Annotated in this window: 8 protein-coding genes; 3 read left to right on the top strand and 5 right to left on the bottom strand. The window is 72.3% G+C overall.

Annotated elements, in window-relative coordinates; genetic code table 11:
• Nucleotides 1-129: 129 nt before the first annotated feature.
• Nucleotides 130-1,053, top strand: coding sequence for an aminoglycoside phosphotransferase family protein (locus ABZ570_RS25510; RefSeq protein WP_358068558.1), 924 nt, complete (start codon nucleotides 130-132; stop codon nucleotides 1,051-1,053).
• Between the two features lie 25 nt (nucleotides 1,054-1,078).
• Here the strand turns inward: ABZ570_RS25510 and ABZ570_RS25505 are convergent, their stop codons facing one another.
• Together ABZ570_RS25505 and ABZ570_RS25500 are read right to left on the bottom strand one after the other, a co-directional pair.
• Nucleotides 1,079-1,339 carry a hypothetical protein gene (locus ABZ570_RS25505; protein ID WP_358068555.1) on the bottom strand — a complete coding sequence of 87 codons (261 nt, stop codon included), beginning with the start codon at nucleotides 1,337-1,339 and terminating at the stop codon, nucleotides 1,079-1,081.
• 96 nt (nucleotides 1,340-1,435) lie between these two features.
• Complete coding sequence (locus ABZ570_RS25500; protein ID WP_358068552.1) at nucleotides 1,436-3,640, bottom strand: ATP-dependent RecD-like DNA helicase; 2,205 nt, start codon at nucleotides 3,638-3,640, stop codon at nucleotides 1,436-1,438.
• A 260-nt stretch (nucleotides 3,641-3,900) separates the two neighbouring features.
• Between ABZ570_RS25500 and ABZ570_RS25495 the strand changes: the two genes are divergently transcribed.
• Nucleotides 3,901-7,122, top strand: a complete 3,222-nt coding sequence (locus ABZ570_RS25495; RefSeq protein ID WP_358068549.1) for a S8 family serine peptidase — start codon at nucleotides 3,901-3,903, stop codon at nucleotides 7,120-7,122.
• Between the two features lie 88 nt (nucleotides 7,123-7,210).
• Here the strand turns inward: ABZ570_RS25495 and ABZ570_RS25490 are convergent, their stop codons facing one another.
• The 3 genes from ABZ570_RS25490 to ABZ570_RS25480 all read right to left on the bottom strand — a co-directional run bounded on the left by ABZ570_RS25490 (nucleotide 7,211) and on the right by ABZ570_RS25480 (nucleotide 15,224).
• Nucleotides 7,211-12,412: a DNA repair ATPase gene (locus tag ABZ570_RS25490; RefSeq protein ID WP_358068546.1), complete on the bottom strand. Its 5,202-nt coding sequence runs from the start codon at nucleotides 12,410-12,412 to the stop codon at nucleotides 7,211-7,213.
• Complete coding sequence (locus ABZ570_RS25485; RefSeq protein WP_358068543.1) at nucleotides 12,405-14,426, bottom strand: flotillin family protein; 2,022 nt, start codon at nucleotides 14,424-14,426, stop codon at nucleotides 12,405-12,407. Before ABZ570_RS25485 ends, ABZ570_RS25490 begins: the two co-directional genes overlap by 8 nt.
• A 159-nt stretch (nucleotides 14,427-14,585) precedes the next feature.
• Nucleotides 14,586-15,224 carry a hypothetical protein gene (locus tag ABZ570_RS25480; RefSeq protein WP_358068540.1) on the bottom strand — a complete coding sequence of 213 codons (639 nt, stop codon included), beginning with the start codon at nucleotides 15,222-15,224 and terminating at the stop codon, nucleotides 14,586-14,588.
• A 249-nt stretch (nucleotides 15,225-15,473) separates the two neighbouring features.
• On the opposite strand from ABZ570_RS25480, the gene ABZ570_RS25475 reads away from it, so the two are divergent.
• Complete coding sequence (locus ABZ570_RS25475) at nucleotides 15,474-16,319, top strand: trypsin-like serine protease (protein WP_358068537.1); 846 nt, start codon at nucleotides 15,474-15,476, stop codon at nucleotides 16,317-16,319.
• Nucleotides 16,320-16,413: the final 94 nt, after the last annotated feature.

Below are 16,413 nucleotides of genomic sequence, written 5' to 3'. Positions count from 1 at the left end.
ACCGTGGTGCCGGGGCGCCAGCGCAGGAACGTCGGGTCTCCCGGCCCCCGCACCGGAATCAATGAGCGAGGTGCGGCCTGCGCCAAATCCGGTTGTCGGCCCGGCCAGGACCGGGCGAGGATGAGCGCCGTGGGCCGGACGAGGATGCACGCCGACGAGGTGGAGACCGGCAGCGACCTGGTCCGGCGGCTGCTCGCCGGCCAGTTCCCGCACTGGGCCGGCCTGCCGATCCGGTTGGTCCCCTCGTACGGCACCGACCACGACATCTACCGGCTCGGCGAGGACCTGGCGGTCCGGCTGCCCCGGATCGGCTGGGCCACCACGCAGGCCGCGCGGGAGGCCGAGTGGCTCCCCCGACTGGCCCCACACCTGCCGCTCGCCCTGCCCGTTCCGCTGGCCACGGGGCAGCCCGCCGAGGGCTACCCCTTCGACTGGTCGGTGTACGAGTGGCTGCCCGGCGAGAACGCCAACGGGACCATCGACGACCTGGACCAGGCGGCGGTCGACCTGGCCGCGTTCATCGCCGCGCTGCAACGGATCGACACCACCGGCGCGTTCCCGCGGCCACCCCGCGGCCGGGGCTGCGACCTGGCCGAGCTCGATGAGGGCGTACGCCGGGCGGTGGCGCAGCTCGGTGACCGCGTCGACGGCGCCGCGACGCTGCGCGCCTGGCAGGATTCGTTGGACGTCCCGGCGTGGGGCCGGCCGGGAGTGTGGGTCCACGGGGACCTGTTGCCCGGCAACCTGCTGGTCGTGAAGGGTCGCCTGTCCGCGATCATCGACTTCGGCGGTCTCAACGTCGGCGACCCGGCCTGCGACCTGCAGCCGGCCTGGAACGTCTTCTCCGGCCCCAGCCGGCAGCGATTCCGCGCCGAACTGGCCGTGGACGATGCCACCTGGCTGCGCGGACGCGGGTGGGCGCTGCTCCAGGCGGTGATTGCGTTGCCGTACTACTGGGACACCAACCCGGGGATCGTCCGCCAGACGTCGCATGCGCTGAGCGAGGTGCTCGCCGAGGCCGAGGGCCGGCCCACCGCCGCCCGGCGGGCGTGATCACCATCTGATCGACGGAGACACTTCACCGACCGGCCCGGGCGGCCCGGGCGGCCCGCGCTGCCGCCCGGCCTCGCCACCATGAACGTACGCCGAGCCCGATCAACGCCGCGGAGACGAGGCCCGGCCCGCAGTGGACCAGCAGCACGCCGGCCAGACTCGGGCCGCCCCAGTCCAGCCGGTAGCTGGCCGGATCGGTCACGTCGATCACGAACGGCTCGGCGGCTGCTCGAGCGATCAGATAGAGCCCGAGCAGCATCCCGAAACCGGCAAGAATCTTCTTCACGCGCTCGACGGTGGGAAACGGCTCCACTGATTCGCGTCACTCCCCGGTATCATCCTCGCCCTCGTACCCGGGTGGGGTCACCGCGGATGGGCATTTTCAGGTGAGGCGGTGGTTGAGGGCGGTGTGGCGGCGGCCGGCGCCGACGGTGCGGACGGCGGCGGCGAGGGCGCGGCGGGAGCCGACGAGGACGACGAGTTGCCGGGCGCGGGTGACGGCGGTGTAGAGCAGGTTGCGTTGCAACATCATCCACGCGCTGGTGGTCAGGGGGATGACGACGGCGGGGTACTCGGAGCCCTGGGAACGGTGGATGGTCATGGCGTAGGCGTGCGCGAGTTCGTCGAGCTCGTCGAAGTCGTAGTCGATGTTCTCGTCCTCGTCGGTGCGTACGGTGAGCGCCTGGTCCTCGGGAGAGAGCGCGGTGACGATGCCGAGGGTGCCGTTGAAGACGCCGGACTGGCCCTTGTCGTAGTTGTTGCGGATCTGGGTGACCTTGTCGCCGACGCGGAACACCCGCCCACCCGCGCGCCGCTCGGGCTGCCCCTCCCGGTGCGGGGTGAGTTGTTGTTGCAGCAGCGTGTTGAGGGCGCCGGCGCCGGCGGGACCACGGTGCATGGGAGTGAGGACCTGCACGTCCCGGCGGGGGTCGAGGCCGAACTTCGCGGGGACGCGGGTGCAGGCGACGTCGACGGTGAGGGCGGCGGTGGCGTCGGTGTCGTCGCAGGCGAACAGGAAGAAGTCCGGCAGGCCCTGGAGGAGGGGCGGGCGGCCGGCGTTGATCCGGTGGGCGTTGGTGACGACGCCGGACTGGGCGGCCTGGCGGAAGATCTGCGTCAACCGCACCCGCGGGATGGCGGGGGCGGCGAGCAGGTCGCGCAGCACCTCGCCGGCGCCGACGGAGGGAAGCTGGTCGACGTCGCCGACGAGGAGCAGATGGGCGCCGGGTGGGACGGCCTTGACGAGCTTGTTCGCGAGGATCAGGTCGAGCATGGAGGCCTCGTCGACGACGAGGAGGTCGACGTCGAGGGGGTTGTCCCGATCGTGGGAGGGTTCGCCGCCGGGGCGTAGCTGCAGCAGCCGGTGCACGGTGGCGGCGGGGTGGCCGGTCAGTTCCGAAAGGCGCCTGGCGGCGCGGCCGGTCGGCGCGACGAGAGTGACCTTGGCTTGCTTGGCGGCGGCGAGCTCGACGATCGAGCGGACGGTGAAGCTCTTGCCGCAGCCCGGCCCGCCCGTGAGCACCGCGACCTTCGAGGTGAGCGCGAGGCGGACGGCTTGTTCCTGCTCGGGGGCCAGGTCCGCGCCGGTGCGCGCCTTCAGCCAGGTCAGGGCCCTGCCCCAGTCGACGGTCGCAAAGTGGGGCAGCCGATCGGCCCGGTCATGGAGCAGGCGTAGCAGGGAGTTGGCGAGGGACCGCTCGGCGCGGTGGAACGGCACCAGGTACACCGCCTGCACCGGCTCGCCGTCGCCGCCGGTCAACGTCTCGCGGACGACACCCTCGTCGGTGACCAGGTCGGCGAGGCAGCGGGCGACGAGGTCGCCGGGCACGTCGAGGATCTTCGTGGCGTCGGCGACCAGCTGCGGTTCGGGCAGGTAGCAGTGCCCGTCGTCGGTGGCCTCGGACAGGGTGTACTGCAGGCCCGCCATGATCCGCTGCGGGCTGTCATGGGGGATCCCGACGGCTTGGGCGATCGTGTCGGCGGTCTTGAAGCCGATGCCCCACACGTCCGCGGCCAGCCGATACGGCTCCTTCGACACGACATCGACGGACGCGTCGCCGTACTGCTTGTAGATCCGCACCGCCAGGGACGTCGACACGCCGACGCCCTGCAGGAAGACCATCACCTCCTTGACGGCCTTCTGCTCCGCCCACGCCGCGGTGATCTTCGCGGTGCGTTTCGGCCCCAACCCGGGCACCTCCACCAGCCGGGCGGGTTCCTCCTCGATCACGCGCAGCGTGTCCAGCCCGAAGTGCGCCACGATCCGCTCGGCGAACACCGGCCCGATGCCCTTGACCAGACCGGAGCCGAGGTAGCGCCGGATGCCCTGGATGGTGGCCGGCAGCACGGTGGTGTAGGAGTCGACCTCGAACTGCCGGCCGTACTTCGGGTGCGAGGACCAGCGCCCGCGCAGCCGCAGGCTCTCCCCCGGCTGCGCGCCCAACAACGCACCGACCACCGTCAACAGGTCGGAACCGCGGTCGGTGGCGACGCGGGCGACGGTGTAACCCGTCTCCTCGTTGACGTAGGTCAACCGCTCCAGCACCGCGTCGAGCACGGCCAGGGGCGGACGAGCGGGACCGGTCATCGGGCCATGATGCCGCTTCGGTCGTCCCCCCGACACCGCGGCCCCGGCGCGGGTGACCGGCATGGTCGCGCGGAGGTCACGCCGGGCCCGGATGCCGATCCTGGGTCGCCTGATGAATTCCGGGAGGCCGTCCGCCCGTCAAAGGCCCGGGAAATAACTCACCGCCCGACGCAACGCATTCAACGTTCGCGGCGTCTCTACAAGAGACGGTCGAGGTGGACCGCTCGAAGGACGGGGAGGCAATGCGAAGAAGCAGAAGAATGTCGTTGGCCGGCGGGATCGTCGCTGCGGTGCTGGTGGCAGCGCCCGGCGCCGCAGTCGCCGAGCAGAAGACCGCACCACAGGCGGTCAAGCGGGCACCCGCCACCGCCGAGGCGCGGACGGTGTCGCTGATCACGGGCGACCGGGTGACCGTGTTCGGCGACGGCCGCGTCAGCGTCGCGCCGCGTAAGGGTGTCACCTTCCACAGCTACCGGACCGGGGATCACCGGTACGTCATCCCGTCCGACGCGGTGCCGCTGCTGCGGGCGGACCGGCTCGACCGGCGGCTGTTCGACCTGACCGAACTGCTCGCGGCGCAGGCCGCGCGCCCGTCGTCGATGCGGCTTATCGTCTCCGGCGCCGCCACCGCGCCCGGCCTGTCGCCGCAGCGGCGGCTGCCCGCCGTGCGGGGCTTCACCGCCGAGGCACCCACCGACTCGCTCGCGTCCCGCTGGCAGGCGACCCGCACCAAGCTGACCGCGGGCAAGATCTGGCTCGACGCCGTACGCGAGCCGGCGCTGGACCAGAGCGTCCCCCTGATCGGCGCGCCGGCGGCCTGGTCGGCCGGCTTCGACGGCACCGGGGTGCGTGTCGCGGTGCTCGACACGGGCATCGACGCCGCCCATCCTGACCTGGCCGGCAAGGTGTCGGCGCGACAGAACTTCACCGAGGGCGCCGAGGACGACCGCGACCGCGTCGGCCACGGCACCCACGTCGCCTCCACCATCGCGGGCAGCGGCGCCGGCTCCGGCGGGAAGTACAAGGGCGCCGCCCCCGGCGCGTCCCTGCTCGACGGCAAGGTCTGCGTCCAGTTCGGCTGCCTGGAGTCCTGGATCGTGGCCGGCATGCAGTGGGCCGCCGAGTCCGGGGCGAACGTCGTCAACATGAGCCTCGGCGGGCCGAACAGCCCCGAGGTCGACCCGCTCGAGGAAGCCGTCAACAGCCTCACCGCACGGCACGGCACGCTGTTCGTCATCGCGGCGGGCAACGACGGCGCGGAAGAGACCGTCGGCTCCCCGGCGACCGCCGAGGCGGCGCTGGCCGTCGCGGCGTTCACCAAGTCCGACGAGCTCGCCGAGTTCTCCAGCCGGGGCCCCAGCGCCGACGGCTGGGCGGTGAAGCCCGAGATCGCCGCACCCGGCGTCGACATCGTCGCGGCCCGCAGCAAGGACGGCTTCCTCGGCGAACCGGGTCAGCTGTACATGCCGCTGAACGGCACGTCGATGGCGACCCCGCACGTCGCGGGCGCGGCCGCGCTGCTCCGCCAGGCGCACCCGCAGTGGGCCGCCGCGCAGCTCAAGGCGGCGCTCATGGCTTCGGCCAAGCCGTCCAGCGGCGTCGGCGTGTTCGCGCAGGGCGCGGGCCGGGTGGACGTGGCCCGCGCGATCACCCAGCAGGTCACGACCACGCCGACGTCGGTGACGTTCGGGTTGCAGGAGTGGCCGCACGACGAGGACGAGGTGCGCAGCAGCACCATCACGTACCACAACAGCGGTGGCGCCGCGGTGACCCTGCGGCTCGCGCTGACCACGGCCGCGCCGGCCGGGATCTTCTCGCTCAGCGCCGACACGGTGACCGTGCCGGCCGGCGGGCAGTCCTCGGTGACGCTGACCGCCGACACCCGCCAGGGTGGTGACGTGACCGGCGGCCTCGGCGGCCAGGTCACCGCGACCGCGGCGGGCGTCTCGGTGCAGACGCCCTTCGGCGTCGTACGCGAGGAGCTCAAGTACCCGGTGAAGGTCACCGCGACCGAGCGCGACGGCGACCCGGCCGACGACGCGTTCACGGTGCTTCTGCGCAAGAGCGACTACCGGGAGTACCTGGTCTTCGGCGCGAGCAGCGACCTGCGCCTGCCTCCGGGCGAGTACTTCGCGTTCAGCTGGGTGGGCGAGGAGAGCGGGGACGGCTACAGCACCTCGCAGCTGATGTATCCGAAGCTGTCCGTCAGCGGGCCGGAGACGGTGTCGATGGACGCCCGCGGCGCGAAGGGCTTCGACGTGACGGTGCCCGACCCGAACGCGGTGCCGCTGCTGGCCTCGCTCGACGCGCACTACGCCGAGGGCACGGGCTTCAGCATCGACGTCGGGGCCGCCGGCGACGGCTTCGCCTCGGTATTCAGCAAGCTGGTCGGTCCCAAGCCGGCGAAGGGCCTGAGCTCGCAGCTCAGCGGCACGCTGGCCGAGATGGACGAGGAGGGTGGCCTGTCGGGCTCCCCGTTCGTCTACAACGTCGGCTGGCACAGTCGGAACGGCCTGCTCGGCGGGCTGGTCAAGCACCTGCGGCCGGAGGACTTCGCCACGGTGCAGGCCTCGCACGCGGCCGTGGTGAAGGGCACGAACGGCGTGAAGCTGTCCTTCTTCGTACCACCTGGCAGCGGTGGCGGCTGGGCGGTCGGCTGGGCCACTCCGCTCCCGTTCACCCGCACCGAACTCTACGCGGGTGACGCGCCGTGGCAGAACGAGTTGATCGTGGAGCTGCCGGCCGAGGGCGACGAGTGGCCGGAGACGCTGGCCGACCAGGGCGGGCTGGCCACCACCTACCGCGCCGGGCGCACCTACCACGAGCAGTGGAACAAGGGTGTGTTCGGGCCGAGCGTGGCGCCGTTCCACTCCGGTGCCGTGCCGGCGCTGCGCGAGGGCGACCTCATGTCCATCTCGCCCGGGCTGCTCGGCGACGGCCAGGGCCGGGCCGGCTTCGGGCAGATCACCTCGGGCCACGGGGCGCTCTACCGCAACGGCGAGCTGGTCGCCGAGTCCGGTCAGGGCCCGTTCGCGTACGCCGAGGACGTGGACCCGGCCGCCGCGACGTTCCGCTTCGACGGCAGCCTGGAGCGCGACTCGCGCCTGACCACCAAGCTGTCGGTGAGCTGGACGTTCCGCTCGGCGCACACCGACACGCTCAAGGCGCTGCCGCTGACCGCGGTCAGCTTCGCGCCGCCGCTCGACGACCACAACGTCGGCAAGGCCGGTGGCGTGGGTGTCTACCCGGTGACGATCACCCAGACCGAGGGCTCGGGGCCGGTGGTCAAGCTGGCCGTGCAGGCGTCGTACGACGACGGGAAGACCTGGACGACGGTGCCGGCGCAGAAGCGCGGTGGGTCGTGGCAGGTCCAGGTTCCGCACCCGAAGGCGGGCGGCTTCGTGTCGCTCAAGGCGTCGGGAGCGGACGCGAAGGGCAACACCTTCGACCAGACCGTCATCCGGGCGTACGAGCTGCGCTGATCGCCGGATGAAGAGGTGCCCCGGCGACCGTGGTCGCCGGGGCACCTTCCTTTCCGGGTCCAGCTCCGGACAGTGTGCGGTCGTCGGGTCAGTCCCGGCCGACGGCGCGGCCGATCGCCGCTTCCACCCCGCCGATCCGGTCCGCGAGCAGGCCGAGCGCCCCCACCGCGCGGTCGACCGGGTCGTCCGAGGCGCCACCGAGCGCTCGGGCCCGCTGGAACCCCGCCTTCACCTCGGCCCACCGCCGCGCCTGGGCCGGCGTCAGCCGGCCCCGCAGCTCGGCGAGTTTGAGCAGGTTGGCCTCCGCGCCGGAGGCCAGGGTCTGCGCCTCGGCCAGGTAGTGGTCGTCGATGACCGCCTCCAGCTCGTCGTCGGTGAGCACCGGGACGATCCGCTCGGCGAGCTTGTTCATGTTGCGGTACGAGCCCTGCAGCTGGAACGGCGGCTCGGTGCGGGCGTCGTCCGACTGGGCGGCGGAGGCGATGTACGCCTGGTTGTTGGCCAGCACCACCCGCTGTACCCGCAGCAGCTTGCGCAGCACCGCGATGATCTGCTCCAGCTCCACCGGCGAGTACGGGTGGGCGAGCTTGTCCGCCCGGGCCGTGTCGTCGCCGCGCGCCATCCGGACCAGCAGCTCGACGTCGCCCCGGTCCCGCCCGGCGAGCGGCGCCAGGACCGGGTTCGAGGTGAGCGCGTTCTCCAGGTAACTGAGCGCGAACACCTCCTCCCGGCCGGAGAGGACGTCGCCGAGGTTCCACACGTCGGCCCGGTTGGCGAGCATGTCCGGCACCCGGAACCGCTGCCCCGACTCGGTGTACGGGTTGCCGGCCATGCACACCGCGAACCGCTTGCCGCGCAGGTCGTACGTGCGGGTCCGGCCCGCCCAGACCCCCTCCATCCGGCGCTGCCCGTCGCAGAGCGGGATGAACTTCTGCAGCAGCTCCGGGGAGGTGTGCTGAATGTCGTCGAGGTAGAGCAGGACGTTGTTGCCCAGCTCGAGGGCGAAGGAGATCTTCTCCACCTCCTGCCGGGCGGTCGCGTCGGGCGCCTGCGCCGGGTCGAGCGAGGTGACCGCCGCGCCCAGGGCCGGCCCGTTGACCTTCACGAAGACCAGCCCGAGCCGGCTGGCCACGTACTCCATCAGGGTGGTCTTGCCGTAGCCGGGCGGCGAGATCAGCAGGAGCAGGCCGGACTGGTCCACCCGTTTGGCGTCACCGGTCGCGCCGAGCTGCCGGGCCAGGTTGTCGCCGATCAGCGGCAGGTAGACCTCGTCGAGGAGACGGTTGCGCACGAAGCCGCTCATGACGTTCGGCCGGTACTCCGCCAGCCGCAACCGGTCCCGCTCGGCCGCCACCAGTGCGTTGCGCCGGCGCTGGTAGTCCCGGTACGCCGGCACCAGCTCGGTGCGGAATCGGCGGGTGCGGGCCAGCGTCTCGTCCAGGCGCAGCGTGATCGCCGACCCGTCGATCCGCGGGTGCGCGCCGAGCAGCCCGCCGACCGTCTCGGACATGCTCGCTGTCGCCTCGTGCCGGGGCAGCTCCGCGCCGCACAGCTCGACGGCGACCGCCTCCGGCAGGTCGTACCCGGACAGCGAGCCGGCGTCGGTGGCGAGGAAGGCGGTCAGCCACGCCTCGACGAGCTGGTGCCGGCTCGCCAGGTCGCCGTCGAGCGCCCGCAGGTCGTCGTCGAACTCCCGCGCCGACGGCGACCGCGGGCCGCCGAGGGCACGCCGGAACCGGTCGAGCAGGGCGCGGGCCGCGGCGCCGGTGACGAAGCCGGCGGGCCGCTGGGACAGTTCCTCGAAGAGGTACTCGCCGGCCAGCTCGGCCTCGCCGGCCGGCCCGGTCAGCCCGGCGTCCCGCAGGAACCGGCCGATCTCGGCGGCCAGCTCGGCGTGCAGCCGGTCGATCGCGTCACCGGCCGGCCGGGGCCCGGCCCCGGCGGCCGCGCCGGCCGGCGCGGAGTCGACGGTGCCCTCGCCGGCTGGCGCGGAGTCGACGGCGGGCGGCGACGGCGGGCGGCCGAAGCGCGCCCGGGACCGGGCCAGCGACGCGGCCCGCGCCGTCCACGAGCGCCGGGCCGGCTCGTCGGTGCCGAACCGCCAGAACAGCTGCGCCGCGGCCCGGGCCGCGGGCGGGTAGCGCAGCAGCCCGGCACCGGCGTGCAGGCGCAGCAGCGCCCGCAGGATCGCGGTGGCGTCGTGGTCGTGGACGCCGCCCTCGTAGCCCTCGTCGTAGCGGGCCTCGGCGCATCGGCGGACCAGCGTACGCAGCTCGCCCGGGTCGACGGCCGCCGCGTGCAGCCCGTCCACGGTGAGCCCGGCCCAGCCTGCCTCGGCGTCGGCCAGGATCGAGGTGGCCAGGTACTCCGCGCGGTAGACCCGCGGCGACTCCGAGACCAGCAGTTGATCCCAGAACCGGCGGGTGCGCTGGAACTCCTCGTCGCGGATCGGGGCGCGGTAGTCGGTGCCGGTCACCGCGACCGACAACCGGCCGTCGTGCGGGACCACGGCCACGTCGAGGGGCTGGGTGTTGACGGCGAACCGGTGCCGGCCCAACCGGATCGTCTCGCCGCCGTCGGCGTACAGGTCGAGTCGGTCGCGCAGCCCGCGGGCGGCCTCCTGGCGGGTGGCGCGGATCCGCCCGTCCAGCTCCTCGGCCCGGACCTGGTCGCCGAGCGTACGCAGCTCGTCGACGACCGCGCGCAGCTTGCCCACCATCGGGTCGGCCGCGAAGTACGTGTTGATCTCGTCGAGTGACTCCAGCGTGGCGACCCGACGCCGCACGCTGACCAGGATGCGGTCCGCCGAGGAGACCAGCCGGTCGGCGCGGCGTGCCCGCTCGTCGAGCAGCGCCTGCTTGCGTGACGAGAACGCCTCGTAGATCTCGGTCCGCCGGGTGGCCAGTTCGGCGAGGAAGTCGTCGAACTCGCCGAACCGGGACTCCAGGTCCTCCACCCGCAGCAGCAGCCGGCCGAGCTGCTCGTCGCAGCGCTCGGCGGTGTCGGCCGCCGCCAGCGCCCCGGTCACCGCTTGTCCGAGCAGCGCGAACTCGGCGGCGAACCCCGCCCTGCCCTCGACCTCCAGCAGCTCCCGGCGGCGCTTGTCGAGCACGGCGCGGGCCCGGTTCACCCTGCCGAGCACCTCGCCGACCCGGGCCAGGATGCCGGTACGGACGGTCGCGTCGGCGATCTCCAGCCCGCCCACCACGTCGGTGATGGTCTGCAGGCCCTCGGCGCGCCCGGTCAGCGCGTCCCGGAGCGGCACCGCCTCGGCCACCGTCCCGATGGCGGCAGCCTGCCCGGCGAGCGGGTCCACCGCATCCTGGTAGCCGGCGAACGCGTCGTCCCGGCGCAGGAACTCCACCGCCCGGCGGCCGGCGGCGGCCAGTTCCTCGTCGAGCCGCGCCGCCAGCTCGGCGACCCGCTCGTGGTCGACGTACCGCAGCTCCCGCAGGGTCTCCAGGTGGCCGCGCGCCTGGCGCAGCCCGCCCAGCTGCGTCACCCAGTCGTCGGCGGAGAGCGGTGCCTCGCCCCGGGCACGGCGGGCCAGTGAGGCGATCCGGGCGGCGCTCTCGTCGAGCGCGCTGCGCGCCTGCTCGGTCAACGCCCGGACCTTCTCGTACTCGTCGAGGACCGCGACTGCGGTGCGGCGCAGCTCGGCCAGCGGGGCGAGCAGGTCACCGAGGTCAACGTCGGCGAGCCAGTGGTAGTGGTCCACGATGCGGGCGCAGGCGGCGATCAGCGCCTCGTAGACCCCGGAGGCCGGGGCGGCGCCGTCGACCATCCGGGCGACCGAGAGGCAGTCGGAGATGCCCCGGACGAGATCGGCGTTGCCGACCCGTTCCAGCGGGCCGGTCCCGGCGGGCTGCGCGGCGGCGTACGCGTCCGAGACGTACGGTGTCTGCCAGATCTGCATCGGATGGACCCGGGTCGGCTCCTCGGAGGTGGCTCGGAACACCACCAGGGTGCCGTCGTCGAAGAGCGAGAAGCCGTGGCACGGGATCGGCGTCGCCACCTCCTTGCGGATGGCGTTGTACGGCAGCAGCAGCGAGCGTCCCTCGGCCCGGGCGTGGAAGACGTAGAGGACGTCCTCGCCGTTGGGCGAGCGGATGACCCGTTCGAACTCCAGGCTGGCGACGTCGGTGTCGAAGGTACGGGTGACCCCGGTGGCCAGGTGGTAGCCGCCGGGGAAGATGATCCCGTGGTCCTCGGGCAGCCGCTGGCAGGCCGGCCCGATCCCGTCGAGCCGGACCACCTCCCGGGTCAGGGTGTTGAAGACCAGGTGCCGCCACTCGGTCTCCTTGTACGGCCGCATCCTGAGCAGGATCAGTGGCCCGACCCGTGCCCAGCTGACGTCGGCGTCGGCCAGGCTCTGCAACGGCTCGTCCACCGGCTCGCTGTAGATGCCCTCGCCGGTCTCGGTGTTGTTCTCCACCTTGACCGTCAGGGTGCCGCCGACCGTCTCGACGAAGACCTCGTCCTGGATGGAGATGTGCGGGTACCGGCCCGGGACGTGGTCCTCCCGGGTGGTCTCGATCCACTCGAAGTCGTGCGTCGGTGGAAAGACGTGCTCCCGCTCGCCCCGGTTGTCGAGGTACTCGACGCTGCCGTCGGTGCCGATCCGCCAGCGCAGCACCCGGATGTCCTCGACCCGCGGGCCGGTCTGGAACACTGCCAGCAGCCGGCCGTCGAGGCGGCGCAACTGCAACAGCCGGGCCTGCCGGTAGTAGCGGTACAGCTCGCCGAAGTCGCGCAGGAACTGCGGGTCGCGCAGCAGCCCGGGCAGCTCGTCCGCGCCGGCCGGGGCGAACCGGAAGACGTCTCCGTCGGTGCCGGTGTCGCGGGTGAAGCGGTGCAGCGAGAAGACGTCGTCGACCGTCGTCTCGGGTTTGAGACCGATGAAGACGTTGTAGCCGAAGAGCATCAGACCGCCGACCGAGACGATGTCCCGCGGCACGCAGTTGTGCCCGGTGCGGATCCGCTCGGTGCTCAGCAGGCGCAGCTCGGCGCTGCCGAAGACCTCCAGCCGCCGGACGTTCAGTGCCTCCGCCCGCCGGGCCAGCTCGGCGGCCTGCCCGAGCAGCCGGTTCCGCAGCACGTCGTAGCTGCCGGCGTCCAGCCCCACGCCGGCGTCCGTGCCGCCGGCCGCCGCGTCCCGGGCCGCCGGGTTTCCGGTCGCCGCCTTTCCGGTGGCCGCCGGGCTCGCCGGGGTGCCGGCCCCGCCCGGGGTGGGCGCGGCCGGACCGGCCCCGGCGCGGACGGCGCCGGAGCCGGTCACCCGCTCACTCACCGGCGCGCTGCCGCGGACCGGCCAGGGCGGCCAGCGGGGTGTCCGCCACGCCGAGGCGCTGTGCGGCCTTCAACAGCTCCTGCAGCTTGCCCTGGTCGGCCCCGCCGGAGCGCATCTGCTGCGCAAGGAACGCGGAAAGGGTGAGGTTCTGCACGTCGCCGGTGTTCAGGGAGCTGAGCATCCGGGTCAGGTCGTCGGTGAAGCTGGCGGTGCCGTCCCGCCACGGGCGGGTGAGGTCCCGGGCCACCTCGGAGTGGGCGACGAAACCGTCCACGCTCTTGCCAAACGAGATCGAGTTGAGCAGGCGGTCGAAGAAGACGCTGTCCCCACCGACGATGTCGATGTTCGCCTTCTCCAGGCCGGTGGAGACCACCTTCGCCTGCGCCTCGGCGACCTGCCGCTGGGCGTCCAGCCCGGCCAGGCGTACCTCCTTCTCCAGCTCGAGCCGCAGCCGGTACTCCTCGTGCTCCCGGGTGGCGTCGTCCAGGGCGGCCATCGCGGCGGCCTTGTCGGTGAGGCCCTCGGCCTCGCCCTTCAGCTTCTCGCGTACCGCCTCGGCGGCGATCAGCGCCTTCTCCCGGTCGACGGCGGCCTGCGCCCGGCCGACCTTCTCGATCGCCTCGGCGCTGCGCTCGCGTACCTGCACCTCGGCCAGCCCGGCGGCCGCGGCCTCGGCCTGGAGCCCCTCGGCCAGCCGGATCTTCGCCCGGGCGTCCAGCTCGGCGGCCTGCTGCCGCGCCTCGGCGAGCACCAGCTCCTCGCGGGCCCTGAACTTGGCCGCCGCCTCGCCGGCCTCCGCCGCCTTGATGTCCTTGACCAGGTTCTCCTGGGCCTCGGCCTCGGCCTGGATCACCACCGCCTGGCGGGTACGCTCCGCCTCCTCGACCACCCGCAGGCGCTTGATGTTCTCCTCCTGCTCGGCGACGGTCTTCTCCACCGCGATCCGCTCGCGGATCACCTCGGCCATCGCCCGCTTCTCCGCCTCGACCTCCTTGTCCTTGGCGATCGTGCTCAGCGAGGTCTCCCGCTCGCGGCTGATCACCTCCAGCAGGCGGTCCTTCTCGATCCGCTCGCTCTCGATCGCGATGACCCGCTCCCGGTTCTTCTCCGCGACCGCGATCTCCCGGGCCCGGTTCTCGTGCTGGACGCCCAGCTGCTCGTCGGTGCGGATGTTCGCCGTCTCGGCCCGCAGCCGCTCCTCCGCCCGGACCCGGGTGATCTCCGCTTCCTCGCGGGCGCGCACCGTCTCGACCTCCCGGCGCTGCTTGGCCTCGGCGTCCGCCTGGCGTCGCTCCAGCTCCAGGATCGCCTCCCGAGCCTCGACGTTCTGGCGGGTGATCTCCTTCTCCTCGCCGCGCCGGAACTCGTTGGTCCGGACGTGCTCGATCGCGGTCAGTTCGGTGATCTTGCGGATGCCCTGGGCGTCGAGGATGTTCGCCGCGTCCAGCTGGGACATCGGCGTCTGCTCCAGGAAGTCGATCGCCGCGTCCTCCAGGCTGTAACCGTTGAGGTCGGTGCCGATCACCCGGATGATCTGGTCCCGGAACTCGTCGCGCTTGGTGTAGAGGTCGACGAAGTCGAGCTGCTTGCCGACGGTCTTCAGCGCCTCGGAGAACTTGGCGTTGAACAGCTCCTGCAGGGTCTCGCGGTCGCTGGCCCGGGTGGTGCCGATCGCCTGGGCCACCTTGATCACATCCTCGATCGTCTTGTTGACCCGCACGAAGAACGTGATTCGGATGTCGGCCCGGATGTTGTCCCGGCAGATCAGGCCCTCGTGGCCGGTGCGTTCGATCTCGATGGTCTTGACCGAGATGTCCATGACCTCGGCCTTGTGCAGCACGGGCAGCACGACCGCGCCGGTGAACGTGACGTCGACCCGACGGACCTTCGACACGATCAGCGCCTTGCCCTGCTCGACCTTCCGGAACAGGCGGCTGATCAGGAAGATCACGCCCAGGACGACGAGGAGGAGGACGGCGAGCAGTACGCCGATCCCGGTGGCGATGACATCCATGGCTGAGTGCGCGGGTCGGTCCGACGGTGTGGCGGACCCTCGCCGCGCGACCTCCTTTCAAGGACGGGGCAGCGGGGAACGGGCCGGGCGGCGGGGGTGTCCGTCCGGCGTGGATCGAGAGGTTCGCTCGCCGTCGCGGCGGGCAGTCACGGACGACGTCTAGGTCGGCGCGTGGCGGGAAGGGTCGAGACCGGCGGCGAAGTCCGCGGGTGTCACCCAGAAGAACTCGCCCTCGACGTCATAGTCGTAGATGACGGCTTGATCGCCGGCGTGCAGCGGCTCGGCGCCGGGCTGGCGCACCTGCACGATCGCCGAGGAGCCGTCGGCCGCGGCAACCTCCGCCTGACCGAAGTCGGCGGTCACCCGGCCGGTGCGGACGGTGCAGAGGCTACCGACGAAGGCGTGCCGGCTGGACTCCGTACCGGCCGGGAAGAGGCGACCCAGCGGCACGGCGGCCAGCCGGGTCACCAGCCAGGCAGACAGCGCGGCCACCAGCAGCACCCCGACCGACACCGCGATCCGGGCCACCGCACCGAGACCGAGGCCGTCGAGCAGCGCGGTGCCCGCCAGGCTGACGAACCAGGCCACCGCGACGAGCAGCGAGAACACGACCGCACTGGGCAGTCCGCCGAGCCCGAGGCCGGCGAGTATGCCACCGGGCACCCCGTCGAGGTCGAGGTCGTCGCCGAAGTCCAGCACGCCGGTCAGCACGAGCAGCCAGTAGCCGACCACGACCAGCAGCAGGAAGCTGAAGAGCACCGTCGGGAAGCTGAGTGCCGTACCAAAGAACTCGGCCACCGCGCCCCCTCTCCGTGCCCGTCGGGCCGTACGCCGGCAGGCACGATGATCGTGTCACGAGGTGTCAATGGCCGACAGAGCCGGCGGGACGAGGTCGCGGCCTGCGCCATTGGGCTCACGATCGCCAGCACTCACCCGTTTCCGGGCAGTGGTGGAGGTCGGTCGGGCACCAACGGAGCCGAGGTATGGCCACTCGGCCGACCGCCCAGGCCTTCCGGTCAGCGCCGAGATTGGGCAGGATGATCCGGCATGAAAGCACTGCGTCGCACCCTGGCCGCGATCGTCGCGACAACGTTCGCGCTGGTCGCCACCACCTCGCCCGCAGCCGCCATCACCGGCGGCGAACCCGACGGCAACCGGCACCCCAACGTCGGGCTGATCATGTTCTACGACCAGACGGGCCGCTACCGCTGCTCGGCCACCCTCGTCTCGCCGACCATGCTGCTCACGGCCGCGCACTGCACCCAGGGCACGGTCGGCAAGACGCTGGTCACCTTCGACTCGGTCATCGCCGAGGCGCCGCCGAGCCCGTTCCCGGTGGCCGCGAACCCGAGCGCCGGCTACACGGCCCAGGAACTCGCCGCGGCGGGTTACCTGTCCGGCACGGCGCACACCCACCCGCAGTACTCGGACTTCACCGACATGGACAACTGGAACGACGTCGGTGTGGTCGTGCTGGACAAGCCGGTGACCGGCATCGCTCCGGCGACCGTGGCGCCGAGGAACTACCTCGACCAGTTCGCGCAGCCGAAGCTCAACAAGACCATCTTCGACGTGGTCGGGTACGGCACCGAGGTCCGCAAGCCGGAGTCGGGCCCGCAGAAGCCGCAGCCCATGAGCTACCCGCTGCTGCGCCGCTACACCACCTCGCCGGGGCAGAAGCTCACCCCGCAGATCCTGCAGATGAACGGCAACCCGAACGACGTCCACGGCGGTGGCGGCACCTGCTTCGGTGACTCGGGCGGCCCGAGCTTCCTCAACGGCTACCTGGTCACGGTCACCAGCTACGGCTACACGGACAACTGCCGTTACCTCGGCGGTTACCAGCGGGTCGACATCCCGGTCGTCCAGAACTGGCTCGCCACGATCCGGTAACAGCTCACCGCTCCACCACTCGGCGGGTGCCTCCCTCGGCCGACGGTTGGAAGCTGCTCGGGGACCCGCTGCCGCTGCGCCAGCCGCTGGAGAA

The organism is Micromonospora sp. NPDC007271 (genome assembly GCF_040634005.1).
Lineage (GTDB): Bacteria > Actinomycetota > Actinomycetes > Mycobacteriales > Micromonosporaceae > Micromonospora.
Note: the sequence above shows the minus strand (reverse complement) of the source record. Positions and strands in the feature narration are given on the sequence as shown.

Coding starts and splice junctions, on each gene's coding strand:
- ABZ570_RS25500 (WP_358068552.1), bottom strand. CDS start 3,640: ATGACCGGTCCCGCTCGTCCGCCCCTGGCCGTGCTCGACGCGGTGCTG.
- ABZ570_RS25495 (WP_358068549.1), top strand. CDS start 3,901: ATGTCGTTGGCCGGCGGGATCGTCGCTGCGGTGCTGGTGGCAGCGCCC.
- ABZ570_RS25485 (WP_358068543.1), bottom strand. CDS start 14,426: ATGGATGTCATCGCCACCGGGATCGGCGTACTGCTCGCCGTCCTCCTC.
- ABZ570_RS25475 (WP_358068537.1), top strand. CDS start 15,474: ATGAAAGCACTGCGTCGCACCCTGGCCGCGATCGTCGCGACAACGTTC.